The 24,606-nt window shown below is 74.7% G+C and carries 25 protein-coding genes; 12 read left to right on the forward strand and 13 right to left on the reverse strand.

Annotated elements, in window-relative coordinates; genetic code table 11:
• Positions 1 to 232 precede the first annotated feature (232 nt).
• Positions 233 to 769, reverse strand: coding sequence for a CGNR zinc finger domain-containing protein (locus tag AB0B76_RS51200; RefSeq protein WP_360391162.1), 537 nt, complete (start codon positions 767 to 769; stop codon positions 233 to 235).
• Positions 770 to 884: 115 nt separating this feature from the next.
• On the opposite strand from AB0B76_RS51200, the gene AB0B76_RS51205 reads away from it, so the two are divergent.
• Complete coding sequence (locus AB0B76_RS51205; protein WP_360391164.1) at positions 885 to 2,432, forward strand: aminotransferase class I/II-fold pyridoxal phosphate-dependent enzyme; 1,548 nt, start codon at positions 885 to 887, stop codon at positions 2,430 to 2,432.
• A 69-nt stretch (positions 2,433 to 2,501) separates the two neighbouring features.
• Here AB0B76_RS51205 and AB0B76_RS51210 read toward each other — a convergent pair whose 3' ends face one another.
• Complete coding sequence (locus tag AB0B76_RS51210) at positions 2,502 to 2,939, reverse strand: GNAT family N-acetyltransferase (RefSeq protein ID WP_360391167.1); 438 nt, start codon at positions 2,937 to 2,939, stop codon at positions 2,502 to 2,504.
• Between the two features lie 31 nt (positions 2,940 to 2,970).
• On the opposite strand from AB0B76_RS51210, the gene AB0B76_RS51215 reads away from it, so the two are divergent.
• On the forward strand, positions 2,971 to 3,297 hold the full coding sequence (locus AB0B76_RS51215; protein ID WP_360391169.1) for a hypothetical protein: 327 nt from the start codon (positions 2,971 to 2,973) through the stop codon (positions 3,295 to 3,297).
• A gap of 8 nt (positions 3,298 to 3,305) precedes the next feature.
• On the opposite strand, the gene trxA is transcribed toward AB0B76_RS51215, so the two are convergent.
• Positions 3,306 to 3,746 (reverse strand): thioredoxin, encoded by a 441-nt coding sequence (trxA, locus tag AB0B76_RS51220; protein WP_360391172.1) that lies wholly within the window; start codon positions 3,744 to 3,746, stop codon positions 3,306 to 3,308.
• 46 nt (positions 3,747 to 3,792) lie between these two features.
• Entirely contained in the window at positions 3,793 to 4,878 is a 1,086-nt protein-coding gene (locus tag AB0B76_RS51225) for a hypothetical protein (RefSeq protein WP_360391175.1), read from the reverse strand.
• A gap of 126 nt (positions 4,879 to 5,004) precedes the next feature.
• Here AB0B76_RS51225 and lexA point away from each other — a divergent pair, with 126 nt between their 5' ends.
• Complete coding sequence (gene lexA, locus AB0B76_RS51230) at positions 5,005 to 5,613, forward strand: transcriptional repressor LexA (RefSeq protein ID WP_360391178.1); 609 nt, start codon at positions 5,005 to 5,007, stop codon at positions 5,611 to 5,613.
• Here lexA and AB0B76_RS51235 read toward each other — a convergent pair.
• Positions 5,599 to 6,924: a prolyl oligopeptidase family serine peptidase gene (locus AB0B76_RS51235; protein ID WP_360391181.1), complete on the reverse strand. Its 1,326-nt coding sequence runs from the start codon at positions 6,922 to 6,924 to the stop codon at positions 5,599 to 5,601. The genes lexA and AB0B76_RS51235 overlap by 15 nt on opposite strands.
• Positions 6,925 to 7,067: 143 nt before the next feature.
• On the opposite strand from AB0B76_RS51235, the gene AB0B76_RS51240 reads away from it, so the two are divergent.
• Positions 7,068 to 7,964: a hypothetical protein gene (locus tag AB0B76_RS51240; RefSeq protein WP_360391184.1), complete on the forward strand. Its 897-nt coding sequence runs from the start codon at positions 7,068 to 7,070 to the stop codon at positions 7,962 to 7,964.
• A 154-nt stretch (positions 7,965 to 8,118) separates the two neighbouring features.
• Here the strand turns inward: AB0B76_RS51240 and deoC are convergent, their stop codons facing one another.
• The 3 genes from deoC to AB0B76_RS51255 are packed head-to-tail and all read right to left on the reverse strand — an operon-like array spanning position 8,119 to position 11,621.
• Complete coding sequence (gene deoC, locus AB0B76_RS51245) at positions 8,119 to 8,817, reverse strand: deoxyribose-phosphate aldolase (RefSeq protein ID WP_360391187.1); 699 nt, start codon at positions 8,815 to 8,817, stop codon at positions 8,119 to 8,121.
• Positions 8,814 to 9,542, reverse strand: a complete 729-nt coding sequence (locus tag AB0B76_RS51250) for a GntR family transcriptional regulator (RefSeq protein WP_360391190.1) — start codon at positions 9,540 to 9,542, stop codon at positions 8,814 to 8,816. Before AB0B76_RS51250 ends, deoC begins: the two co-directional genes overlap by 4 nt.
• A gap of 39 nt (positions 9,543 to 9,581) precedes the next feature.
• Positions 9,582 to 11,621 carry an MMPL family transporter gene (locus AB0B76_RS51255; protein ID WP_360391193.1) on the reverse strand — a complete coding sequence of 680 codons (2,040 nt, stop codon included), beginning with the start codon at positions 11,619 to 11,621 and terminating at the stop codon, positions 9,582 to 9,584.
• A gap of 134 nt (positions 11,622 to 11,755) precedes the next feature.
• On the opposite strand from AB0B76_RS51255, the gene AB0B76_RS51260 reads away from it, so the two are divergent.
• Together AB0B76_RS51260 and AB0B76_RS51265 are read left to right on the forward strand one after the other, a co-directional pair.
• Complete coding sequence (locus tag AB0B76_RS51260; protein ID WP_360391196.1) at positions 11,756 to 12,892, forward strand: sensor histidine kinase; 1,137 nt, start codon at positions 11,756 to 11,758, stop codon at positions 12,890 to 12,892.
• A complete protein-coding gene (locus AB0B76_RS51265; protein WP_360391199.1) occupies positions 12,889 to 13,566 on the forward strand; it encodes a response regulator transcription factor in 678 nt (225 codons plus the stop codon). Before AB0B76_RS51260 ends, AB0B76_RS51265 begins: the two co-directional genes overlap by 4 nt.
• A 41-nt stretch (positions 13,567 to 13,607) precedes the next feature.
• Here AB0B76_RS51265 and AB0B76_RS51270 read toward each other — a convergent pair whose 3' ends face one another.
• The 4 genes from AB0B76_RS51270 to AB0B76_RS51285 all read right to left on the reverse strand — a co-directional run bounded on the left by AB0B76_RS51270 (position 13,608) and on the right by AB0B76_RS51285 (position 17,083).
• Positions 13,608 to 14,231 carry a hypothetical protein gene (locus tag AB0B76_RS51270; protein ID WP_360391202.1) on the reverse strand — a complete coding sequence of 208 codons (624 nt, stop codon included), beginning with the start codon at positions 14,229 to 14,231 and terminating at the stop codon, positions 13,608 to 13,610.
• 4 nt (positions 14,232 to 14,235) lie between these two features.
• Complete coding sequence (locus AB0B76_RS51275) at positions 14,236 to 15,477, reverse strand: hypothetical protein (protein WP_360391205.1); 1,242 nt, start codon at positions 15,475 to 15,477, stop codon at positions 14,236 to 14,238.
• A 119-nt stretch (positions 15,478 to 15,596) separates the two neighbouring features.
• Positions 15,597 to 16,343 carry an LLM class flavin-dependent oxidoreductase gene (locus tag AB0B76_RS51280; protein WP_360391208.1) on the reverse strand — a complete coding sequence of 249 codons (747 nt, stop codon included), beginning with the start codon at positions 16,341 to 16,343 and terminating at the stop codon, positions 15,597 to 15,599.
• Positions 16,340 to 17,083, reverse strand: a complete 744-nt coding sequence (locus AB0B76_RS51285; protein ID WP_360391211.1) for an SDR family NAD(P)-dependent oxidoreductase — start codon at positions 17,081 to 17,083, stop codon at positions 16,340 to 16,342. The genes AB0B76_RS51280 and AB0B76_RS51285 overlap by 4 nt, the downstream gene beginning before the upstream one ends.
• A gap of 40 nt (positions 17,084 to 17,123) precedes the next feature.
• Here AB0B76_RS51285 and AB0B76_RS51290 point away from each other — a divergent pair, with 40 nt between their 5' ends.
• Positions 17,124 to 18,578 carry a phenylacetate--CoA ligase family protein gene (locus tag AB0B76_RS51290; RefSeq protein ID WP_360391214.1) on the forward strand — a complete coding sequence of 485 codons (1,455 nt, stop codon included), beginning with the start codon at positions 17,124 to 17,126 and terminating at the stop codon, positions 18,576 to 18,578.
• 4 nt (positions 18,579 to 18,582) lie between these two features.
• Here AB0B76_RS51290 and AB0B76_RS51295 read toward each other — a convergent pair whose 3' ends face one another.
• Positions 18,583 to 19,866, reverse strand: a complete 1,284-nt coding sequence (locus AB0B76_RS51295; RefSeq protein WP_360391217.1) for a serine hydrolase domain-containing protein — start codon at positions 19,864 to 19,866, stop codon at positions 18,583 to 18,585.
• Between the two features lie 94 nt (positions 19,867 to 19,960).
• Between AB0B76_RS51295 and AB0B76_RS51300 the strand changes: the two genes are divergently transcribed.
• The 5 genes from AB0B76_RS51300 to AB0B76_RS51320 are packed head-to-tail and all read left to right on the forward strand — an operon-like array spanning position 19,961 to position 24,304.
• Complete coding sequence (locus AB0B76_RS51300; RefSeq protein ID WP_360391220.1) at positions 19,961 to 20,359, forward strand: hypothetical protein; 399 nt, start codon at positions 19,961 to 19,963, stop codon at positions 20,357 to 20,359.
• A gap of 45 nt (positions 20,360 to 20,404) precedes the next feature.
• Positions 20,405 to 20,755 carry a molybdopterin oxidoreductase gene (locus tag AB0B76_RS51305; protein WP_360391223.1) on the forward strand — a complete coding sequence of 117 codons (351 nt, stop codon included), beginning with the start codon at positions 20,405 to 20,407 and terminating at the stop codon, positions 20,753 to 20,755.
• On the forward strand, positions 20,752 to 23,190 hold the full coding sequence (gene nirB, locus AB0B76_RS51310; protein ID WP_360391226.1) for a nitrite reductase large subunit NirB: 2,439 nt from the start codon (positions 20,752 to 20,754) through the stop codon (positions 23,188 to 23,190). Before AB0B76_RS51305 ends, nirB begins: the two co-directional genes overlap by 4 nt.
• Positions 23,187 to 23,483 (forward strand): Rieske (2Fe-2S) protein, encoded by a 297-nt coding sequence (locus AB0B76_RS51315; RefSeq protein ID WP_360391229.1) that lies wholly within the window; start codon positions 23,187 to 23,189, stop codon positions 23,481 to 23,483. The genes nirB and AB0B76_RS51315 overlap by 4 nt, the downstream gene beginning before the upstream one ends.
• A 17-nt stretch (positions 23,484 to 23,500) precedes the next feature.
• A complete protein-coding gene (locus tag AB0B76_RS51320) occupies positions 23,501 to 24,304 on the forward strand; it encodes a hypothetical protein (protein ID WP_360391232.1) in 804 nt (267 codons plus the stop codon).
• The last annotated feature ends 302 nt before the right edge of the window (positions 24,305 to 24,606 follow it).

Below are 24,606 nucleotides of genomic sequence, written 5' to 3' on the forward strand. Positions count from 1 at the left end.
TGACCGCACGACCCGGTCAGGGGTACGCCGACAGGACGACCGGCTCCCCACTTCCGCGACGCCGGGCGACCCGAGCGGGGCGGCGATCCGAACCGGCGGCGCGGGAGCCGGAGCTGCCGGTGGCGGTATTGCGGGTGGGGCGGCAAGATCGGCGAGTTCGTCGGGGGCTGGATCGGCGGCTGGTTCTGAGGCGTGTTCCGCCAGGTGAGGTCGCCAGTCCCCACGCTGCTCGTCAGGTCCCGGAACCAGCCCGGCGCGCGCGGTACGACGCCGCCTTGACGCGGTTGCCGCACTCCTCCATGCCGCACCAGGCGCGGTTGCCCGCGCGGGAGCGGTCCACGAACAGGCGCGTGCAGTCCTCGCCCGCACACTCGCGGATCCGTGGGCGGGTCTCCAGCAGGGTCAGGGCCGCGCCCGCGATCGCGGCGGCCAGGGCCGGTGCGTCGCCGGTACGGCGTACGCCCTCGGCGGTCAGGGCCGCGCGCGGGCCCGGGCGGGCCGCGGCCCGGTTCAGGACGCGCACGTCGGCCGGGCGGGGCGGGGCCGCGGCCGGGTGCAGCAGGCGGTAGACGGACTCGCGCAGGGTCAGCAGGTCGTGCAGCTCCTCGGCGTCCACCCGGGGCGGGCGGGTCAGCACGCCGGCCTCGACGGCCCAGCGGGCGGCGTCGGCGCCGGTTGGCAGCAGCTCGTCGGGCTCGGCGCGGCGGCGCCATTTGCGGGTCGCGGCGAAGTCGAGGGCCAGGTCGCCGCTGACGAACACGAACGTCACGTCACCACCATGGCAGGTGACGACGCCCGGGGCAAGCCGGCTTGACAGGGGATTGCGGCCGGGCGCAAGCTTCCCTCCGTCACCGGTCAAGGCGGTGACGGAGGGAGGCGCAGGGGTGATCACCGTCGAGGAGTACCTGGACGCGACCGGGCGGGCGCTGTCCGGGATGGCCGGGATCGTGGGCGGGCTCGGGGACGAGCTGGCGAGCACGCGGCCGCCGGTGCAGGGGGCCAGCTCGCCGTACGCGCTGCTGACGCACTGCCTGGGCGTGGTCGACTACTGGGCCGGGGCGCTCGTGGCCGGGCGGGTGGTCGAGCGCGACCGCGACGCCGAGTTCACCGCCTCCGGGCCCGTCGCGCCGCTCATCGCGCGGGTGGACGCGACGCGGGTACAGCTGGCGGCCGATGCGCGCGCGGCCGACTTCGCGGCGCCGCTGCGGGCGGTGCCCGACCAGAGCTTCCTCGGGCCGGCCGGCATCGCGACGCAGGGGGCGGCGCTGCTGCACGTGTACGAGGAGCTCGCCCAGCACCACGGCCAGATGGAGATCCTGCGCGACCTCCTCCGGCCGCAGTCCACAGTCGACACGGCCCGGCTGCGGCGCGGCACCGGGGTCAAGTGGGGCGCGGTCGCGCCCGACACGATCGGGGCCTGGGTCGCCGACATGGACCTCGGGGTGGCGCCCGCGGTACGACATGCGCTGCTCGATGCCGTCGACCGGGAGGACTTCGGCTATCCGCACTGGCCGGACGGCGACCCGGTGCCGGCCGCGTTCGAGGCGTGGATGGCCGGCCGCCACGGGTGGACGCCGAGCGGCGGGCACACCCGCGTGTTCACCGACGTGCTGCAGGTCCTCCAGGTGATGATCGAGCAGACCACGCGGCCCGGCGACGGGGTGGCGATCCACGTGCCCGCGTATCCGCCGTTCCTGGCCGCGATCGTCCGCAGCGGCCGGCGGATCGTCCCGCTCGGACAGTCCCCGATGGACGGTGTGCGGCTGCTGGTGCTCGTGAACCCGCAGAACCCCAGCGGCCGGGTGTACCGGCGCGCCGAGCTCGAGGCGGTACTGGAACTGGCCGAGCGGCACGACCTGCCGGTGCTCGCCGACGAGATCCACGCCGACCTGGTGTACGCCCCGCACCGGCACATCCCGTTCGCGGCGCTGGGCCCGGAGGCGGCCCGGCGTACCGTCACCACGACCTCGGCGACGAAGGCCTTCAACCTCGCCGGGCTGCGCTGCGCGGTCGCCCACGTCGGCCCGCCCGCCCTGCGCGCCCGGCTCGACGCGATGCCGCCCGACATCTTCGGTACCCCGAGCACCCTCGGCCGCCTCGCGACGGTGGCCGCGTGGCGCGACGGCGCCGGCTGGCTGGAGCGGCTGCGGGCCACGCTCACCGCGAACCGGGCCGCGGTCAGCGCCTGGGCGGGCGGGCTGCCGCTGCGGTACACCGAGCCGGAGGGCACCTACCTCGCCTGGCTTGGCGGCCTGCGGGCCCCCGCGCCGGCGGCCTGGCTGGAGGAGACCGCCCGGGTGCGGCTCAGCGAAGGGGCGGAGTTCGCCGAGGGTACCGACATCGACACCGGCGACTGCGCCCGGCTGAACTTCGCGACAAGCCCCGCGGTGCTGGCCGAGATCCTCGAACGCCTCACGCCGCGGCTCCGCTGAGGGGAGGCGCCCGGGGCGGTGCCGTGCCCCGGACGCTTCCGCACGTGACACTGTACGGTTACCCGTCGGTCAGTCCAACGCCCGGCTCATCCAAACGGAGTCGTCGGCGGTGAACCCGTGCCGCGCGTAGAAGCCGCGGACCCGGTCGTTGTGCGCCTCGGTCTCCAGGAACATGACGGCCGCGCCCGCCTGCGCCGCGGCCGCGAGCACCCGTTCGAGCAGCGCGGCCCCGGCCCCGTGGCCGCGCTCGCGCACGTAGATCTCGTCGAGCAGCGCCTCGCGCCCGCCCGACTCGAGGCTCCAGCCCCACGTGACGACCGCGTACCCGGCGGCCGCCCCGACCAGCCAGACCTGGCCGTGCGCGTCGCCGTCGAGGAGCGGGCCGAGGGCGCGGCTGACCCGCGGCTCGTCGTACTCGTGCCCGTCGGCGGCGCAGAACTCCCGCACGAGCGGCAGGATCGCGGCGAGGTCGGCGGGCCCGGCGCGGTACACCCGGATGTCGGCCACGGCGGACAGCCTACGCGTGGGAGACTGGGCCGTGCCCGCACCACTGATCGTCGCCGTGCTCATCGCGCTCGTGTACGCCGGGCTGATCGCCGCGCACGCCCGGCTGATCCGCCGCGACCGGCGCCGCGGCGCCTACGAGCCGCGGGCCGCGCTCTGGCTGGCGTCCCGCTTCGGCCCGCTGCCGCCGCCGCGCGCACGGTTCGCCGCGCGGGCGGGCGCACGGGCCGCGGCGCCGGACGCCGACGGGCTGGCCGCCGCCGAGTGGGAGGCGATCGAGGGCCTGCTGCGCGGGGATCTGGAGCGATCGGCGTACCGGGCCGCGATGGCCGACGTCGCCGCCCGTGCCGCGGTCCGGTAGCGCCCGCCTCAGGCGGTCTTCGTCGCCTGGAGGGTGCGCTCGACCCAGCCGCGCAGCGCCGCGGGCGAGGCGGCCCCGGCCTGGCGGGCGATCACCCGGCCGTCCTTGACGATCAGCAGTGTCGGCACCGCGCGCACGTCGAAGCGGCGCTGCAGGCCGGGCGCGTCGTCGACGTTGACCTTCACGAGCTTCACCGCGCCGGCCAGCTCGCCCGCGACCTGTTCGAGGGCCGGGCCGACCATCCGGCACGGGCCGCACCACGGGGCCCACAGGTCCACCAGGACGGGCGTGGTGGAGCGCTCGGCCACCTCGCCGAACGTGGTCTCGTCGGCGTCGACGATCCAGGGCACCGCCGCGCGGCACTTGCCGCACACGGGCTTGCCGGAGGCGGCCGCCGGCACGCGGTTGCGCTGCCCGCACCGGACACAGGAGACGATCCGCGAACTCATGCCAGATGTGACGCCCGGCCCCGGCCGCGCATTCCCCGGCCGGGCGTCAGAGGCGGGCCGGGTCGACGCCGAGCGCCACGGACCGGGCGGCGATGGCGGCGGTCAGGGCGGCCGCGATGCCGGGCGGCTGGCCGATGGAGCGCAGCCGGGCCAGCTCCCGCAGGGCGGCCAGGGTGCTGAAGCGCTCCAGGGCGTGGATGCCGGCGTGCGCGAGCATCTGGCTGCGCGGGCCGTGTCCGGGGATCTTTTCGCCGCTGTACTGCACCAGCCGCCCGATCGCGGCGACGTCGTCCTCGTGCGGCGGGGTGACGGCGAGCAGGTACAGCAGGCCGCGCAGGGCCCGCGCGTTGTACGGGTCGGGGACCTCGTTCGGGTCCCAGCGCTCCGCCGAGCGCAGCGCGATGGTGCGGGGCCGGGGTACGAGGGCGAACCAGCGGCGGATCAGGGTCCGGGTCTCGTCGCCGCCGAGCTCCGGTAACAAGGTCCGGGCGCGCAGGGCCCAGCGGGAGGCGGGCTTCGCGCCGGAGGCGGCCAGCGCGTGGGCGAGCAGCGCGGGGCCGGGCGTCTCGGTGTCGGCCGCCTCGGCCCACGCCTCGCCGACGTTGAGCCGGCCGGCCGTGCGGTCCAGCCAGGGCTGCATCGGCGCGCGGTACCAGGCCGGCCAGTGCTTGTCGCCCTCGTGCGCGGTGCGCCGCATGACCGCGAGGAGGGCCGGCGGGCACGCGCCCGTCTCGCGCTCGGCGACCTCGGCCAGCACCGCGAGGGTCTCGGGCACGGCGGCGGTCCAGACCGAGACGGCGTCGATGAGGTACCGGCCGGCGCGCCAGGAAAGCCCGTCGGCGCTGATGCCCTCGAGGAGCTGCACCAGCAGGCGTTCGGTGCGCACCGGCGGGGTCGCGGCGGTGGCGCGCTCGATCACCCGCAGGATCAGCCCGGAGCGGCGGCCGTCGGGCAGCGCCTGCAGCTCGGCGCGGACGGTCGCCCCGTCGAAGGCCCAGCGGTCGTCGTTCGCGGCGGCGAGGTCGACGAGCTCGGCGGCCAGGCCGTCGTCGTCACCGGCCCCGGCGAGCGTGCGGATGTGCGCGACGCGGTCCGGGTACGTGTCCCGGGACACCAGTGGCCTGTCGAGCATGGCGGTCAGCATAAGCCTCGCGGCCGTCGATGTACTGGGCCGAACAGCGCGCGGGCCGTCCCACGGATGGATCAAATCTTGTCGCGATTCGTACACCTGATCGAAGCTCTGCGGTATCGTGCGGACATGACGAGCCCGCGGCAGCAGAGCATCCTGGCGGTCATCCGCGAGTCGATCGAGCGGCGCGGATATCCGCCGACCGTGCGCGAGATCGGCGCGGCGATCGGGCTCGGCTCGCCGTCCTCGGTCGCGCACCACCTCAAGGCAATGGAGAAGCTCGGCCTGATCCGCCGCGACGCGCACGGGCCGCGCGCCGTCGACATCCGCGGCCCCTACGACGGCGCCGCCCACGGCACCGACCCGGGCGTGGCGGTGCCGCTCGTCGGCACCATCGCCGCCGGTGGCCCGATCCTGGCCGAGCAGGTGCCCGACGACGAGCTGACGCTGCCGAGCACCCTGGTCGGGCACGGCACGCTCTTCGCCCTGCACGTCAAGGGCGACTCGATGATCGAGGCCGCGATCTGCGACGGCGACATCGTGGTCGTGCGCCAGCAGCAGGTGGCCGAGAACGGCGACATCGTCGCGGCGATGCTCGACGGCGAGGCGACCGTGAAGTCGTACCGCAGCCGCGACGGGCACGTGGAGCTCGTGCCGCGCAACCCGGCGTACCAGGTCATCCCCGGCGACGACGCCACCATTCTCGGCAAGGTCGTGGCCGTCCTACGCCGCGTGTGACGGGCAGGCGGGGCCGAAGTTCGGCCGGTCCGACAGCGTGAACCGGCAGCCGAAGCGCGGGTCGGCGACCGCGCGCGGGTCGAGGATCGCGTCGCCCGCCGGGTGGTGGCCGGTGCGGACCCACCGGGTCAGGTCGTCGAAGCCCTGCTCCAGCTCCGGCTGCGTGAACTCGCAGTGCCCCAGCGCCCGGATCGCGCGCGACACGAACAGGTTCGAGCGGCCGTTGGCGCGGGCGCGCTCGGCGTACACCTGCTCCATCTTGATCGGCACGAACAGGTCGCCGACCGTGTGCATCGACAGGGTCGGCACCGGCGGGCGGCCGTCCACGCGCGGGACGCCGCTCAGGTCGCGGCTCGGGCTGTCGGTGCGGTCCACGCGCAGCACGTCACGGTTGAGACGCAGCTCGTCCCGCGTCAGCCACGGGCTCGCGTCCTCCTGGTACACCGTGAACCGGTTCGAGGTGACGTTGCCCTTCGCGATCCCGATGGTGCCGGCGGTCAGCCCCGGGTACAGGCCGAACAGGAACGGCACCGTGGTCAGCGGCGGGATCGAGGGCAGCGCGTTCCAGTAGGCGAAGGCCTGGTCGAACCCGGGCCGGGTGCCGCCGCTGCGCTGCTCGACCACGTCCGCCCAGCGCCCGTCGAGGCGGGGCAGCTCCTGGCGGACCTGGGCCTCGTACGCGACCGGGTCGGCCGGGAACGTGACCTTGACGCCGGTGAGCGCGGCCGCGGTGAGGTTCGCGTCGAGGAAGTAGTCGAACAACTCCGCATCGCCGAGCACGCCGCAGACCGGCATCGCGCCGACGAACGCCCGCGGGTAGTGCTCGATCGCCACGGCGGTGACGTGCCCGCCCATCGACTCCCCGGTCATGTACACGTCCCGGGCCCGGGTGCCGGTGCGGTTCTTGAACAGGTCGATGAGGGCGTAGGAGTCGCGCACGCCCTGGCCGACGTCGTAGCCGTTGGTCTGGTACCCGGAAGCGGCCCAGGCGAAGCCGCGCGCCAGGTAGTGGGCCCGCAGCGACGGGCTGTTGACGAAGACGGTCCTGCCGGCGCCCCGGTAGCCGTGGGCGTACACGACGAGCTCGCCGTTCCAGTGTGACGGTTTCTCCAGGCGGTAGGCGGCGCCGTTGAGGATGCCGGTGTACACCGCCGAGCCGGCGACGGGCACGAAGGGCGTGCCGTCCGGGTCGCAGGCGGGGTCGACGACGGTGTAACCGGGCTGGGTTGTGCTCGCGACGGGCGGTGCGCACGCGGGCGGAGCGGCGTGCGCGTTCCCCGGGAACGTGAGGAGGCCGAGCAGAACGGCCATGATGGCAACGCTGCGCATCCCACCATCACACGACCATTGATCGACAAATGTCAACGCCCGGTTTTTGTGTCAGGCACGCGACGTAAACCGGCACGCATGATCCCGCGTCAACCGTGCACCTCGAAACAGGAAGGAGCACGATCATGCGTCGTTCCCTGCTCGCCGCCGCGGCCTGCGCCGGTCTGGTGCTGGCCCTGCCGGCCACCGCCCAGGCCGCGGACCTGCCCGCCCCGACGAGCACCTCTCCCGTCGCCGGAGCACCCTCCGGCCCCGGGCAGCCGGTCCTGACCGGCATCCGCACCGGGCGCCACGACGCCTACGACCGGACCGTCTTCGACTTCACCGGCGGCACGCCCGGCTGGCGCGTCGAGTACGCCCCGCTGGTCGAACAGGGCCGCGGGAACACCATCCCGGTCGCGGGCGCCACCACCCTGCTCGTCGTCTTCACCGGCACCGGCGTCCCGGCGGTGAACCTCGGCACCGTGTACGACCCGAACCTGCCGACCCTGCGCCAGATCAAGTCCGGCGGGTACTTCGAGGGCCACGCGAGCTTCGGCCTGGGCGTCAACGATCGCGTCGGGTTCCGCGTGCTGGTCCTGACCGGCCCGGACCGCATCGCCGTGGACGTGGCCCACCAGCCGACGGACCCGTTCGGGTCCGGGCCGTTCGTGTACTCCGGCGACGCCCCGGACGCACTCGTCGACGCGGTGCGGTCGGGGAGCCACCCGGGGTACGACCGGATCGTCTTCGACATGGCGGGCGACCGGCGACCGACGCTCGACGTGCGGTACACCGGCAGCGGCCCGGTCATCCGCGTGCTCTTCACCGGCGCCGGCTCCGCGACGACGTCCCCGCACGCCTCACATGCCGCGAGCATCCCGGACACCGTGAACATCGGCCTGCCGGCGCTGCGCTCGGTGCACTTCGACGTGCTGGGCGCGGGCCTCATGACCGCGGACATCACGACGGCGGCCGCGCACGGCTTCCGGGTCATGCTGCTGGACACCCCGACCCGGGTGGTAGTGGACATCGCCTACTGAACAGAGCCCCCGCCCGGCCCGCGGGCGGGGGCCGCTTCGGGCATGACGAGCAGCGCCGTGACCACCGCGGCGGCGGCGATCGCGGCGAGCCGAGCACCAGGAAGCCGCCGGTTCGCCGTGTTCTGGTCTGGCGGAAATCGGACCTCGCGCTCGGTCAGTAGCCGTCGTCCGAGGGCGGCGGGGCAAGGCGTTCGCCGCGTTCGCGGGCGGCGAAGTCGTCGAGGATCGTCTCGGTGGCGGTCGCGCCGAAGCGGGTGGCGCCGGCCTCGTGCAGGGTCAGCAGCGTGTCGAGGGTGCGGACGCCGCCGGCGGCCTTGACCGCGATAGACGGGGACACGGCGGCGCGCATGAGGAGGATGTCGGCCAGGGCGGCGCCGCCCGGGGCGAAGCCGGTGCTGGTCTTCACGAAGTGTGCCCCGGCCTGTTCGGCGATGCGGCAGCCGGTGACCTTCTGCTCGTCGGTCAGGTAGGCGTTCTCGAGGATGACCTTCACCACGCGGCCCTGCGCGGCGGCGACCACCGCGGCGATGTCGTCGCGGACGTAGGCGGTGTCGCCGTCGCGCAGCCGGCCGATGTGCAGGACCATGTCGATCTCGTCGGCGCCGGCCTCGACGAGGGACCGGGTCTCGGCCGCCTTGACGGCGGTGGTCGTGTCGCCGTGCGGGAAGCCGGCGACGGTGCCGACGAGCACGCCGGTGCCGGCGAGGGCGGTCACGGCGAACGGGACGTCGGACGGGCGCACGCAGACCGAGGCGGTGGCGCGCCGGGCCGCGATCTCGCAGCCGTGCGCGACGTCGGCGATGGTCAGCTCGGGGCGCAGCAGGGAGTGGTCGATCATCTTGGCGACGTTCATGACGGTGCTCCGGTCGTGGGCGGCTGCACGTCGAAGGTGACGTGCAGGGCATAGCGGGAGCCGACGTAGCGGCTGACGGTGTACTCCAGCGGCGCCGCGTGCTGGTCGACGATGAGCCGCGTCTCCACGAGGAGCGGCTCGGCCGCGGGCACGTGCAGGCGCTCGCCGTCGGGGCCGGCCGGCTGGGCGGTCAGGGTCGACGAGCCGAGGGTCGGTCGCAGCCCGAGGTCGTGCAGGGCGCGGTGCAGGGAGCCGCGTTCCAGGTCGGCGTCGAGCAGGGCGGTCAGGTGCGCGGGGAAGCAGGCGTACTCCACCGCGAGCGGCGTCCGGTCGGCCCGCCGCACGCGGGCGATCGACACCACGCGCGGTGCCGCCGCGGTCAGTTGCAGCGCGGCGGCCTCCTCCGCGGTGGCCGCTCGGAGCCCCGCCGCGAGCAGCCGCGACGAGGGGGTGCGGCCCCAGCTGCGGACCTGGTCCTGGAAGCTCATCAGCGTGCCGGCCGCGCGGGGTGCGGGGCGCTGCCGCACGAACGTGCCCCGGCCCTGGATGCGCTCGATCAGCCCGTCGGTCTCCAGCGCGTTGAGCGCCGCGCGCATCGTCATGCGCGCGACGCCGAACTCCTCCGCGAGCGCCGCCTCGGCCGGCAGCGGGTCGCCCGGCCGGGCCCCGTCCAGCCGGGCCCGCAGCTCCCGCTCGATCCGCACGTACAGCGGCGCCTTCGTCATCGGATGGTCCTCCAGGTCATCTAGACAACCTAGATGATGTCAGACGGACCTCTCCAGGGCAATCTCGGGCAGGCGGCGGGCCAGCGGGGCGGGCAGCCACCACGCGTGCCGCCCCAGCAGCTGCATGACCGCCGGCACGATCAGGCAGCGGATGACCACGGCGTCGAGCAGCACCGCGGTGGCCAGGCCCAGGCCGAACTGGCGCAGCATCCGGTCGGGGCTGAGCAGGAACGAGCCGAACACCAGCACCATGATCGCCGCGGCGGCCGTCACCACCTGGCCGGTCGTGGCCAGGCCCTCGGTGACCGCGTCCGCGGGGTCCCGTTCGCGGCGCCAGGCCTCGTGCATGCGGGCCAGGAGGAAGACCTCGTAGTCCATCGACAGGCCGAACACGATCGCGAAGATCATCACCGGGACGTAGGCCTCGACCGGGCCGGGGCGCTCGCCCAGCAGGCCGTGCTGGAAGACGACGGTGACCACGCCCAGGGCGGCGCCGACGCTCAGCAGGTTCAGGATCGCCGCCTTGATCGGGATCAGCACCGAGCGGAACACCACGAGCAGCAGCAGGGCCGACACGGCGACCACGACCCCGACGAACGCCGGGAGGCGCCCGGCGACCGCGCCGGCGAAGTCGACCACCGCCGCCGTGGAGCCGCCGACCAGGAACGTGGCCCCGGTCCGGGCGGCGACGGGCGGCAGCACCTCGGCGCGCAGGCGGCCGACCAGCTCGGTGGTCCGCTGGTCCTGGGGGCCGGTCGTGGGAAAGACGATGACTGTGGCGGTACCGCCGGCAGAGGCCTCGGCCACGCCCGCGGTGCCGGCGATCGCCTCCCGGGCGGCGTCCGCGGCGCCGGAGCCGCCCTGCACGACCACGACCAGCGGGCCGTTGAAGCCGGGCCCGAAGCCGGTGCTGAGCAGGTCGTACGCGCGACGGGTGGTGGTATCGGCCGGGTCGGTGCCGGAGTCGGCGAACCCGAGGCGCAGGCCGAGCAGTGGCGCGGTCAGGGCCAGCAGCGCGATCGCCGGCAGCACGGCCGCGAGCCACGGGCGGCGCTGGACCGCGCCGGACCAGCGCCGCCAGCGGTCGCCCTTCGGGGCCCGTTTACGCACGGACCGTTCGACGCGGCCTCCGAACACGGCCAGCAGGGCGGGCAGCAGCGTCAGGGCGGCGAGCATGGTGACGAGTACTGTGGCCGCCACCGCGACCGCGACGCCCTGCAGTGAGCCGAGGCCGAGCACCACGAGGCCGAGCAGCGCCACGATCACCGTGCAGCCGGCGAAGAACACCGTCCGGCCGGCGGTGTCCAGGGCGCGGCGGACCGCCTCCTCGCGCGGGTGGCCGGCGAGCAGCTCGGTGCGGTACCGGGAGAAGACGAGCAGCGCGTAGTCGATGCCCACGCCCAGCCCGACCAGGATCAGCAGCGGCGTGGTGAAGTCGGCGACCGTGGCCACGTGCGAGGCCAGGGTGACCAGCCCGATCGCGCTGCCGACGGCGAACACCGCGATGATGATCGGCAGGGTCGCGGCGAGCAGCGAACCGAACATGAGCACGAGGATGACGAGCGCGGCCAGCAGCCCGGCGCCCTCGGCCGCCCCGCCGCCGGACTCCTGCGCGCCGCGCACGGCGTCGCCGCCGAGCTCGACCTGCAGCCCGTCGCCGGCCGCCCCGCGGGCGGTGTCGATGACGCGGCGCACGTCGGCCGTGGGCACGTCCTGGGCCTGCCCGTCGAGGGTGACGGTGGCATAGGCGACGGTACCGTCGCCGTTGGCGACCGGTTCGCGCACGTCGGCGACGTGCGGCAGGGTCCGCAGCCGCTCCAGCATCGGGCCGGTGCGCGCCCGCTGCCCGGCCAGCCCGCCGTTCGCGTGCAGCACGACCTGCACGGTCGCCCCGGCCTGGGCCGAGCCTTCCAGCGCCTCCAGCGCGCGCTGCGACCCGGTTCCGGGCAAAGAGAAATCGTTGTGGTACTCCGCGCCGGCCACCCGGGCCCCGAAGGACACCGCCCCGAGCACCAGCACCCATGCGGCAAGCGCCAGCCAGCGCCGCCGATACGCCCAGCCTGCGATTCGCTCGAACACCCGGCGACCGTACGAATGACACGCACCGCCCCGAAACACCCCGTGGTAGCCATGCGCCGTACCCCCGTGGGGGGATGGCCGGCTCGGTCCCCGGCACGATCCGACCGGCTCGCGGGCCGCCTACGCTGGGGCTCATGGCCCATCCCGGAGCGCGGCGGACGGTGGCCGGCGGCCTGCTCGCCGCCGGGGCGCTGGCGGCGACGCTGGCCGTCCTCGCGGCCGGCGGCTTCGGCACCCCCGACCCGCAGTCCCGCCACCTCGACGCGCTCGGGGTCGTCCTCGCCGTGGTCGCCGCCGCCCCGCTCGCGGTGCGCCACCGGGCTCCCGGCGCCGCCTACGCGGTCAGCGCCCTCGGGAGCGTCGCGCTGCTGCGCCTCGGCTACCCGCTCGACGCGCCGGTGGCCACGTGCGCGGCCGCCTACTCGGTGGCCCTCGCCTACAGCGGCGCCCGCCCCGGGCCGCGCTGGCTCGCGCTCGCCGGCGTCAACGCGTTCGTCCCGGCCGTCGCCCTCGCCTACGCGTCCATCGGCGTGCGGGTCTGGGACATCTCCACCGAGCTGCTCGCGTGGGCGGCCACCTTCGCCGGGCTCTGGGTCGCCGGGGACCGCAGCCGGCTGCGCGACCTGCGGCTGGCCCAGGTCCGCGCCGACGCCGAGCGCGAACGCCGGCTCGCCGCCGCCGACGAGCGCACCCGCATCGCCCGCGAGCTGCACGACTCGGCCGGCCACGCGATAAACGTGATCCTGGTCCAGGCCGGGGCGGCCCGCCTGCTGCAGGACCGCGATCCGCGGCGGGCCCGCGAGGCCCTCGGCACCGTCGAGTCCGTCGCCCGCGAGACCATCGCCGACATCGACCGGCTGGTGCGGGCCCTGCGCGACGACCGGCAGGACGTGCCCGCCGAGCCGGGCGCGCTGCACGAGCTGATCGACCGGCACCGCGCCGGCGGCCTGCGCATCGACGCCGACCTGCCCGAGCCCGTCCCGCCGCTGCCGCGCAGCGTCGCCTGGGCGGCGTACCGAATCCTGCAGGAGGCCCTGACCAACGCGGCCCGGCACGGGGCGGGCACCGCGGCGGTCGCGGTCCGCTCGGCGCCGGACCGGCTGGAGATCGACGTGACAAACCCGGCCCCGGCCCGGGCGCCGCGCGGCGAGGGCCCCGGCGGCCACGGCATCGTCGGCATGCGCGAGCGCGCCACGCTGCTCGGCGGCACCCTGCACGCGGCCGGCGCCGACGGTCAGTTCCGGCTCTCGGCCGTCCTCCCGCACCGATGACCGCCCCGCTGCGCGTGCTCGTCGTCGACGACGACCACCTCATGCGGGCCGGGCTGTGCGCGGTGCTGTCCGTGGACGAGTCGCTGCAGATCGTGGCCGAGGCCGCCAACGGCGCGGAGGCGGTCGAGCGCGCGGTGGCGCTGCGCCCGGACGTGGTGCTCATGGACATCCGGATGCCGGTGCTCGACGGCATCGAGGCGACCCGCCGCATCGCCGCCGCCGCGCCGGCCGTGCGCATCCTCATCCTCACCACGTTCGAGGACGACGACTACGTGCTCGGCGCCCTGCGCGCGGGCGCGGCCGGGTTCGTGCTCAAGCGCATCCAGCCCGAGCAGCTCATCGCCGGCATCCACACCGTCGCCGGCGGCGACAGCCTGCTCGCGCCGCAGGTGACCCGCGCCGTCGTGGCCCACCTGACCGGCGCGGCCGAGCCCGACCCCCGCGTGGCCCGGCGCCTGCAGCAGCTCACGCCGCGCGAGCGCGACGTGCTGACCCTGATCGCCCAGGGACTGTCCAACGGGGACATCGCCGCGGCCCTGGTCATCGAGGAGTCCACGGTCAAGACCCACGTGAAGCGGATCCTGGCCAAGCTGGAGCTGCGCGACCGCGTCCACGCCGTGATCCTGGCCTACGAGACCGGCCTGATCCGCCCGGGCCTCAGAACTTCGGGATGACGGCGGCGAGCGCGCTCACCACGTAGGCGGCCCGGGGCCGGTCAGCCGAGGGCGACGAGCAACACCCCGGCGAGCAGCACGAGAACGGCGACCCCGAGCACGATGAACACGGGCCACAGCGAGCAGCCCGGCCGTCGTCCGGGCCCGGAACCGGAGTCGGAATCGGTCCCCGGGCCGGGCCCGGGTTCGCCGACCGGCCTCGGCGGCACGACGGCCGGCGGCCCGGCGGCCGGCCCGGAGTCCACGGCGGGGGCCGGGGCCCCGGTACCCAGGGCGTGCGCGGCGATGGGCAGGTCGTGGCGTTCCCCGTCGAGCAGGAATCGCCGGTACACGGTCAGCGCCGCCCGCTCGCCCGCGGCGAACGTGTCCGGGTCCACGTCGGGCCGCTCGCCGTCGACGAGCACCCCGACGGCCAGGGTGATCGGCCGGTTCACCCGGTCCAGCAGCGCGGCGCCGGCGTCGTCGGTCGCCGCGACGGTGCGGAAGAACATCGTGTGCGTGGCGCCGTACGGCCGGCGCAGCAGCCCGCCCGGTGTCTCGGCGGCGTCGTCGGGGCGGGGGACCAGGTCGCGGTAGCGGCCGTCGGGGACCAGGAAGGCGGGCGCGACGATCGTCCGGGAGGTCGTCGTGCGCCCCCGGCCGACCAGGAACGGCCACGCCTCCACGGCGTCAGTGTGGCACGGAGCCGGGCGCCGACAACATCGAGGCCGGTTCGCGCGCCTCGAACGCGTCGAGGTGCCGGCGCAGCTCCCGCGCGATGTAGTACAGGGCGCTCTCCGGGCTGGTCACGCCCCGGATGTCGCGGGCCCGGACGCGCTGGGCCTGGCGGTGCACCGAGCGGTACGTGCGCGCGGCCGGGGTGCCGAGGATCTTGACCGCCTCCTTGCCGCCGGTGGCCATGAACGTCACGATCGTGCGCAGGTTGATCGCGATGCCGGTGAGGCCGATCCGCAGGTCCGGCGCGTCGGCCGCGGCCAGCCGTTCGCGCAGCGAGGCCCCGGCCTTCTGCACGCCGTCGCCGAGCCGGTCGTTCCCCGTGGGGTCGGGCCGGGCGGCGCGCAGCTGCTCGGCCGCGTGCGCGGCGATGTCGTTGACGGCCGCGACGAACGGGATGATCACGTTGACCGGCTCCGGCTCGCCGCCCGTCGCCTTCTCCACGGTCCAGTCGTCCTTGAGCACGGCCAGGCCGCCGACCGAGCTGACCGGGATGAGCCGGACGGTGCCGACCGCCGAACGGCGCCCGCCGCCCTCGGCCGTCCGCGCCCCGATCAGCCGCTCGAACCCGGACGCTCGCACGCCGAGGAGCCGCGCCCGCACGTCGGCGAGGGTGTACCGCCCGGCGAACAGGTCCCACTTGGTGATCACGAAGTGCACCGGCGCGCTGCGCCCCTCCATGAATTCGACCACCGGGCGCACCTGTGTGGTCAGGAACGACTCGGCGGCCGGGTTGCCCTCCATGTACTGCAGCAGCCGCAGCCCGTCGATGACCCCGACGAGCGCGTGCGCCTGCTCGGCCCGCGCGGCCAGGGCCCCGACGAGCTCGGCGGCGTGCTCGTCGCTGTCGGACACCCACTCGCCGGCGTAGTCGACGTACGAGACGTTGAAGACGGTGTAGTTGTACAGGCGGGTGCGCTGCCCGAGCAGGCGGCGCGTCCACGTGACCGAGACGCGGAACGCGTACTCCCGCATCGGGTCGAACGCGAGCGTGCTCGGCGGCCAGGCGCGCTCGGACGGGTCGCAGATGCGCTGGTACAGCCGCCGCAGTGCGGACCGCGGGGCCGGGTCCTCGATGACGGCGGACAGGTGCCGGCCCAGCGCGGCCTGGTTGCCCAGCGCGTGGTTCATCGCGGCGAGGTACACCGTCTTGCCCGACTCCGGCGGCCCGATTGTGACGATGTGAAAGGTGTCCATGGCACCCGCCAGTCTCCGGGTCGCCCGCGTCGCGGGGCAAGCGGTCGTCCGGGTCGGTCGTCCGGCCCGGCGGTGGAGCGCGTTCCGGCTCGGGTTCGCGGACCCGTCGCGGTCAGGTGCTACCGACGCGGCGGGCCGGCCGCGACCCGGGTCGCGGCGGCGGAGAGGTCGCCGCGCCACCAGCCGAGGGCCTCGATCCACCAGGTGACCCCGGCCGTGGCGTAGGGCGCGAGCCGGTCCGCGTCCGCGGGCCCGTCCGTGAACCCCTCCAGGGCCAGGTCCTTCCCGGGCACGAACGCCGCGCAGCCCTCGACGCCGGCCACCGGTACCGGTGCCGAGCGCTGGTCCTCGAAGATCGGCATGGCCCCGTCGAACCGGGCGGCCCGGCGCAGCCCGGCGGTGCGCGGCCAGAAGGCGCCGCACCAGATCGGGACCGGCGGGGCGCCCGCGGAGCGCCACAGGTCCTGCAGCCGGTCGAGGCGCAGGTCCATCTCCCGGCCGCGGGCGCGCAGGCCGGGGTCGAGGCCGAACTCGGTGTACTCGCGGTCCATCGAGCCCAGCGTGGCCACGAGCGTCAGCCGGCGGCCGGACAGCGCGTCGATCGCCGCGGTGTCCTGGGCGACCTCCTGCACCTGGCGGCGCGGGACGGCGACGGTGAGGAGGATCCGGACGCGGGTCGTGGCCGCGGCGATCGCGGCGGCGGCGACGGTCGGGCTGGTGACCGGCCAGCCGGGCTCGTGGTACAGCACGTGGTCCCACAGGTGCACCCCGTCCCACCCGTGCCGCTCGGCGGCGACGGCCAGGTCGAGCAGCGCCCGCACGTCGCCGAACGGTCCGACGGTCGGCAGGCCGATCGCGTACCTCACGGCAGCCGCACCCCGGACAGCGCCGCGCACGCCGCGAGCAGCCCGTCCTGGTAGCGCACGTCCCGCGCGGCGGCGTTGGGCCGCAGGTCCTGGCGGCGCTTGAAGTACCGGCCGGTGACGAGCGCGTCGCCGGCCCCGGTGGCCAGCCACACCTGCGTCTCGGCCCCCTCCGGCAGGTTGTCGGTCGCGTTGGGGCCGCCGAGCTTCGTGCGGATCCAGCCGGGGTCGACGGCGTTGCTGTACACCTCGGGCCAGCGCCGTGCGACCGCGAACGCGAGCGCCACGTCGTGCAGCTTGGAGTCGCTGTACGCCTGCATCCCGTGCCAGGGCTTGCGCTCGTACTGCAGGTCGGCGAGGTCGGCGACGCCGACGGACTCGAGGCCGCTGGTGAGGTACACGATGCGCCGGGGGCGTGGCATGAGCGCGGTGAGCACGTACGGCGCGAGCACGTTGACCTGGAAGATCCGCTCGATGCCGTCGCCGGTCTCGCGGCGCTCGTCCTGCCCGCCGATGCCCGCGTTGTGGATGACCACGTCGAAGGCCCCGGCGGTGCGGCCCATTTCGCGGGTCTGCCCGAGGTCGGCCAGGTCGGCGACGAGCACCTCCGGCTTGTCTCCGAGCGCCGCGGCGCGCTCCTCGCTGCGGGCGTGGAAGACCACGTCGTGCCCGAGCCCCTGCAGGGTGCGGGCCGTCTCCAGCCCGATGCCGTCAGTCGAACCGGTGACCAGAATGCGCGCCATAGGTTCCTCATCCTAGCCGTACCGCGATAGCGTCCTGGGCATGCAGGAGCGGGCGGCGCGGACGTTGGAGCGGCTCTCGGAGTTCTACGCGGCGCCGGCCGCGCCGCTCGGGGGCGATCCGGCCGAGCGGGCCCTCGAGCTCTTCCGCGAGGTCGCGACCGCCGTGCCCGCCTACGCGGCGTTCCTCGCCGGGCACGGCGTCGACCCGGCGGCGGTGCGCACGGCCGGCGACTTCGCGCGGCTGCCGATGGTCACCAAGGAGTCGTACCTGCGCAGGTTCCCGCTGCCCGAGCGCTGCCGGGGCGGGCGGCTCGACGTCAACGACACCGTCGCGGTGTCGTCCGGGTCGTCCGGGCAGCCCACGGTGTGGCCGCGCTCGGTCGTCGACGAGCTCGCCGTGGTCCGGCGGTTCGAGGACGCGCTGGTCAACGGGTTCGGGTCCGGCGCGTCGAGCACCCTCGTCGTGGTGTGTTTCGCGCTCGGCAGCTGGGTCGGCGGGATGTACACCGCGGCCGCGTGCCGGCACCTCGCGGCCAAGGGGTACCCGGTCACCGTGGCCACGCCCGGCAACAGCGTCGAGGAGATCCTGCGTGTGGTGGCCGAGCTGGCGCCGCGGTACGAGCGGACGGTGCTGGCCGGATATCCGCCGTTCGTGAAGAACGTCGTCGACGAGGGTGTGCGCCGGGGCGTGGACTGGCCCGCGTTCGGGGTGCGGATGCTGCTGGCCGGCGAGGTGTTCTCCGAGGAGTGGCGGGACCTCCTGGGGCGCCGGGCCGGGATGGGCGAGCCGGACCGCGGCTCGGCGTCGCTGTACGGCACCGCCGACGCCGGCGTGCTCGGCAACGAGACGCCGCTGAGCGTGCGCGTGCGCCGGTTCCTCGCCGGGCGGCCCGAGCTGGCCCGGGAGCTGTTCGGCGACTCGCGGCTGCCGACGCTGGTGCAGTACGACCCCATGACCCGCTTTTTCGAAACGCACGAGGGGACCCTGCTGTTCACCGGCGACGGCGGCGTGCCGCTGATCCGGTATCACATCGCGGACGAGGGCGGGCTGCTGGCGCACGCGGAGCTGGTCGCGTTCTGCCGCGCGCACGGGTTCGAGCCGGGCGACGGCGACGACCGGCCGTTCGTGTACGTCTTCGGCCGCTCGCTGTTCACGGTGTCGTACTTCGGCGCCAACGTGTACCCCGAGAACGTCACCGTCGCCCTGGAGCACCCCGACATCGCCGACGACGTGACGGGCAAGTTCGTCCTGCAGGTGCGCACCGAGGCCGACGAGGAGCGCCGCCTCGCCGTCGTCGTGGAGCGCGCCCCGGACCGGCCCGCGCCCGACACCGCGCTCGTGGCGGCGGCGATCCGGCAGGCGCTGCTGCGGCTCAACAGCGAGTTCGCGAACTACGTGCCGCCGACGTACCAGACGCCGGTCGTGGAGCTGCGCGCGCCGGGCGACCCCGAGTGGTTCCCGCCCGGGGTCAAGCACCGCTACAGCCGGGCGTGACCGCTCAGGCCCGGGTGGCGCGCACCGCCGGATAGCCGGTCGGGCCGAAGGAGACGTTGTCGCCCGGGTGGATGACGAGCTCGTCGCCGTCGGCTTCGCAGCGGTACGTCCGGATGAACGGTCCGTCCACATAGGCCACCCGCAGCGTGAGGACGTTGCCCTCCCAGGCGCCGGTCGCGGCGGTGGCGCCGTTGGGCACCCAGGCGCCGGGCGCGTACGGGTGCTCCTGGGTGCCGGCCGCGTCCTCGAACACGACCCGGCCGGGGGCGAGCGTCACCGCGCGGATCGTCGGCACCCGCTCGTGGCTGGGCCGCCAGTCGTCCGGGTGGGCCTGGCGCGGCACGGCGACGACGAACCGTCCCTCCACGGTCGACGGTCCACCGGGGACGGCCGGCAGCACCAGGTTCGCGGTCGCGTCCGGGTCCGGCGCCAGGTCGTCGAGGAGGTGCTCCCAGGCCAGGTCGAGCACGCGCTGCATGTCGGTGGTGCCCGCGGTCATCGCCAGCACCGCGTCCCGATCGGGGATCACGACGCAGAACTGCCCGAAGGCGCCGTCGCCGCGGAACGCGTTGTGCCGGCAGCGCCAGAACTGGAACCCGTAGCCCTGGTTCCAGTCCGGCAGGTCGCCGCCGCCGTCGTCGTTGTCGGCCTGCGTGCGGGTCGCCTCGGCGGCCCAGCCGGGCGGCAGGATGCCGTCGGGGTCGTGCAGGTACAGCTGGCCGAACCGCGCGATCTCGTGCGTCCGTGCGAACATGCCCCAGCCGGCGACGTCGCGGCCCTCGGGGCACTGCTCCCACGTGACGGGCCCGAAGCCCAGCGGGTCGAACAGCCGCGGCCGCAGGTAGTCGACCAGCCGCTGCCCGGTGAGCCGCTGCACGATGGCGCCCAGGGCGTAGGTGGCGGGGGTGTTGTACAGCCAGTGCGTGCCGGGTTCCTTCTCGACCGGCGTGTCGAGGAACGACGTGAGCCAGTCCCGGCCGGAGAGCTGGGGCTCGATCACGTGCCCGGTCGTCATCGCCAGCAGGTGCCGCACGAGCAGGCGCGGGTCGCCCCGGCCGTCGCAGTGCGCGGCCACGGGGTCGTCGACCGACAGCAGGCCCTCGGCGACCGCGAACCCGGCCGCGGTGCTCGTGAAGCTCTTGCTGAGGGAGAACAGGCGGTGGGGGCGGTCCAGCGTGTACGGGTGCCAGGCGCCCTCGGCCACCACATCGCCGCCGCGCCGGAACACCAGGCTGTGCAGCGCGTCGACGTCTCGCTCGGCCGCTGCGATGAAGGACCGCACACTCATGGTCAACACTCTATCGTTTCCCGTTTCCCAGGCATTTGCCCGTTTTGGTCCGTAACGTCGGTCGTGGAAGGCTCCGACCGGAGGGAGACGAGCGGTGAATCGTACGAAGGGAGCGGCGCTGCTGCTCCTCGGCGCCCTGGCCGCGACCCCGACCGTGGACGGCCTGGGGGAGGAGGCGGTCGGGCTGCGCATGACCAGCAGCACCGACATCGGCCTCTCGATGACGGCCGGCATCGTCGCCGTGCGCCGCGGCGACTACGTGACCGGCGTCGCGGGCCCGCGGGTCGTGGCACCAGGGGTAGCCGCCGAACAGCTCGTCCGGCCCGCGCAGCGCCATGGTGGCCGTCATGGCGCGCAGCGTCGGCCGGTGCGCGCGAACCTCACGGTCGAGGCCGACCCACCCGACGATCCCGCACTCCACCAGCACAGCACACCCGGCGGGCCTCTCCACGGCGGATCCGCCGTTGTGAGCAGACCGGGCAGGCGGCGGTAACAAGCGGGCGACGGCCTGGCAACACCGCGTGGCCACCATGGCGGCATGCGCAGCACTCCACGTTTCCTGCAAGGCGTCTACCGCTTCGAGGGCAAGGGACTGGACGCGCCGGCACTGCTCGACGCGGCGCTCAGTTACGTGGTGCCCGACGGGGTCACCATGCAGCCGGTGTACCTTCGCGCCGGCAACGCCGCCGCCGAGCTCGTGTGCCTCGTGCTCGTGCGGGACGGGCGGCCGATGCGGTACTTCCCGGTCGGCGCGAAGGACGGCACCCACGTGGCCCTGCGGGTCGTGGAGGACCTCGAGCCCGGCACGAGCATCGAGCTGCACGCCGCCGCGCCCGCCGGGGTCTGCGCGACCGTCGTCGTCGACCTCGGGCTGGTGGAGATCGCATGACCAAGGCGAGGCTGGTCGTGGTCGGCAACGGGATGGCCGGCGCGCGGGCCGTCGAGGAGATCCTCAAGCGCGGCGGCGCTGAGCAGTTCGACATCACGATGTTCGGGGCGGAGCCGTACGGCAACTACAACCGCATCCTGCTGTCCAACGTGCTCAGCGGCGCCGAGGACGAGTCCGGCATCTTCCTGAACGACCTGGAGTGGTACCGCGAGAACGGCATCGAGCTGCGCGCCGGCGTCCGCGTCACCCGCATCGACCGCTTCGCCCGGGTCGTGCACGCCGAGGACGGCACCGAGCGCGCGTACGACAAGCTCATCATCGCCACCGGCAGCAGCGCCCACATGCCCGCCATCCCCGGCATCCGCCATCCGAGCCGCGGCTACCACCAGGGCGTCTTCGCGTTCCGCACGCTCGACGACACCCGCGCCATGGTCCGCTACGCGCGCCAGCACGAGCGGGCCGTCGTCATCGGCGGCGGGCTGCTCGGCCTCGAGGCCGCCCGCGGCCTGCAGGCGCACCTGCCGCACGTGACGCTCGTGCACTCCGGCGGCCACCTCATGCACGCCCAGCTCGACGCGCAGGGCGGGGCGATCCTGCGGCGCAGCATCGAGGCGCTCGGCATCGAGGTCATCACCGGCGCCCGCACCACCGAGATCCTCGGGCGCACCGCCGTCACCGGGGTACGGCTGCGCGACGGCCGCGACCTGCCCTGCGACGTCGTGGTCATCGCGGCCGGCATCCGCCCCGACGCCGAGCTCGCCGCGGCCAGCGGGCTCGTGGTCGAGCGCGGCATCGTCGTCGACGACCACCTGCAGGCCCTCGACGAGCCCGACATCTACGCCGTCGGCGAGTGCGTGCAGCACCGCGGCGAGACCTACGGGCTCGTCGCGCCGCTGTGGGAGCAGGCCCGGGTGCTCGCCGACCAGATCACCGGGGCCGACCCGTCCGCCGAGTACCACGGCACCCGTACCGCCACCAAGCTCAAGGTCGCCGGCGTGGACGTGGCCTCGATGGGCCTGCGCGAGAGCGAGCGCGACGACGACGAGACGCTGGTCTTCGCCGAGCCGGGCCGCGGCGTCTACAAGAGCGTCGTGATCCGCGACGGCCGGCTCGTCGGCGCCACCCTCGTCGGCGACGTGCGCCGCGTCGCCTTCCTGACGCAGGCGTACCACGAGGGCTCGCCCCTGCCGCCCGAGCGCGCCGAGCTGCTGTTCGGCAGCGGGATGTCAGGCGCGTCCGACGACGCCGCGGCCGTGGCCGAGCTCGCCGACGACGTGCAGGTCTGCAACTGCAACGGCGTCACCAAGAAGATGCTGGCCGAGCCGAAGTTCCCCACCGTGGGCGCGGCGATGGAGGCCACCCGCGCCGGCAAGGGCTGCGGCTCCTGCAAGTCCCTCGTGGCGCAGATCGTCGAGTGGGCCGCGGGCGGCGCGGTCGCCGAGGACCCGTCGGCGTCGTGGTACGTGCCGGGGGTACCGCTGGACAAGGACGCCCTGATGACGGCGATCCGGGCTCAGGGCCTGCGCTCGGTGTCGGCGGTGTTCGCGGCGCTCGCGCCCGGCGGGGCCGAGGACGCCAAGAGCAAGATGGGGCTCGCCTCGCTGCTGCGCATGATGTGGGGCGCCGACTACGTCGACGAGCGCGACGCGCGGTTCATCAACGACCGCGTGCACGCCAACATCCAGCGCGACGGCACCTTCTCGGTCGTACCGCAGCTCAAGGGCGGCGTCACCACCCCGGCCCAGCTTCGGCGCATCGCCGAGGTCGCGGAGAAGTACGAGGTGCCGATGGTGAAGCTCACCGGCGGGCAGCGCATCGACCTGCTGGGTGTGCGCAAGGAGGACCTCCCGGCGATGTGGGAGGACCTCGACATGCCCTCCGGCTGGGCGTACGGCAAGTCCTTCCGCACCGTCAAGACCTGCGTCGGCGCCGAGTTCTGCCGCTTCGGCCTGGGCGACTCGACCGCCCTCGGGATCGCGATCGAGGAGCGGTACCAGGGGATCGAGGCCCCGGGCAAGCTGAAGCTCGCGGTCACGGGCTGCCCGCGCAACTGCGCCGAGGCCTACGTGAAAGACCTCGGCGTCGTGGCCATCGAGGGCGGCCGCTGGGAGCTGTACGTCGGCGGCGCGGCCGGCGCGCACGTGCGCAAGGGCGACCTGCTCACCACCGTGTCCACGGCCGCCGAGGTGCTCACGCTGACCGGGCGTTTCATCCAGTACTACCGGGAGTCCGCGAACTGGCTGGAGCGCACGTACTCCTGGGTCCCGCGGCTGGGCATCGACCACATTCGCGCGGTCGTGGTCGAGGACGCGATGGGCTGGGCGGCCCGCCTCGACGAAGCGATGTCCGCTTCCGTGGCGGCGTACCGCGACCCGTGGCTGGAACGGCGCGCGGCCGCGACGCCGGGCCAGTTCCAGTCGGTGGCGCAGCCGTGACCGTCCTCGGCCCGCTGACCGACATCCCGGTGGGCGAGGGCCGCGCCTACGACGTCGACGGCGCGGTCGTCGCCGTCTTCCGCCTGCGTGACGGGACGGTGCGCGCGGTTTCGGCGGTGTGCCCGCACGCCGGCGGCCCCCTCGCCGACGGCCTGACCGACCTGCGGCAGGTGGTCTGCCCGCTGCACCAGCACGCCTTCGACCTGACGACGGGCTGCTCGACCACGGGCCAGCCGAGCCTGACCGTGTACCCGGCCGCGGTCGACGCCGAGGGGCAGGTCGTCATCGGCTGATCCCGCAGAATGGGGACATGCGCCACATCGCCCTGCTCCTCGTGCCGGTCCTGCTCGGTGCGTGCGCCGCGCCCGGGCCGGCGACGCCCCCGCCCGACCCGAGCGCGTCCGCCACCTGGACCACGTACCAGGCCGAGGTGAGCGGCGTGACCCCCGGCCCCGGCGACAGCACGGTCACCGTCGAGGTCAGGGCGCTCGCCGGCCGCGAGGGCTGCTCACGCGACGTGCGGGTGACGAACCAGCAGGAGGAGAACGGCGTCATCTTCGCCAGCATCGTGCAGGACTCCGCGGAGTCGGCCACCTTCGGTGCCTGCCCCACCTTCACGCCCGTCCGGGTCACGATCACCGCGAAGGAGCCGATCGGCCGCCGCCCGCTGACGCTCAACGAGCAGGCGTGGGCGCTGCGCGGCGGGGCGTACACCCGCTGCTCGGAAGATCTGGGTTGTGACCCGCCGGCGGACCGCTGCGACCCGGTGTGGACGCGCGCGGCCGTCCGCGGCCTGGACGTGTCGCGTCACTCGCAGGGCAGCGTCGAGGCCTGCGACGGCACCTGGCTCGTCATGACGGTGCCCGACGACCCGGCGGCGTGCGGCGCCGAGCCCCGCCCCGGCTGCACGGTCGACACGGCCGTGCGACGGTACTTCCTGCACAACGAGCCGGCCGGCTGGACCGTCGTCGCCCAGACGACCACCGGCGGTTGCGACGCCGTGCTGCGCGCGGAGCCGAGCTTCCCCCGCCGCTTGTGCACGGACCTGAAGCCGACCGGCCGCTACGTCACCACGGCACCGACCGGGCCGTCCGGTGCCCCACCGGGCGGCTGAGGAGTGTGCAGTCGGCGCGCCTGGCCGAGGCGGACCTCAGGCCCAGAAACCCGGCGCCGTCATGGCGCCGGGTCTCCCAGGTGCCGGTGTGTGGTCGCCTCGCGGCGAGTGGCGCGACGTGGCTCCAGCCGAACGGTAGTCCACGACGGCATTTGTAGTTGCGGCCCGGGGACACAAGCACACCGACAAGGGGCACAACCACGGCCGGGCCGAGATCATTCCCGGAGGAGCGATAGCGCGGGGTAGGGCCGCGATAGCGCGCGCCGGAGCCCGGGCGATCCAGTGGGACTGCCCCTGTCCGG

The organism is Dactylosporangium sp. NPDC049140 (genome assembly GCF_040648435.1).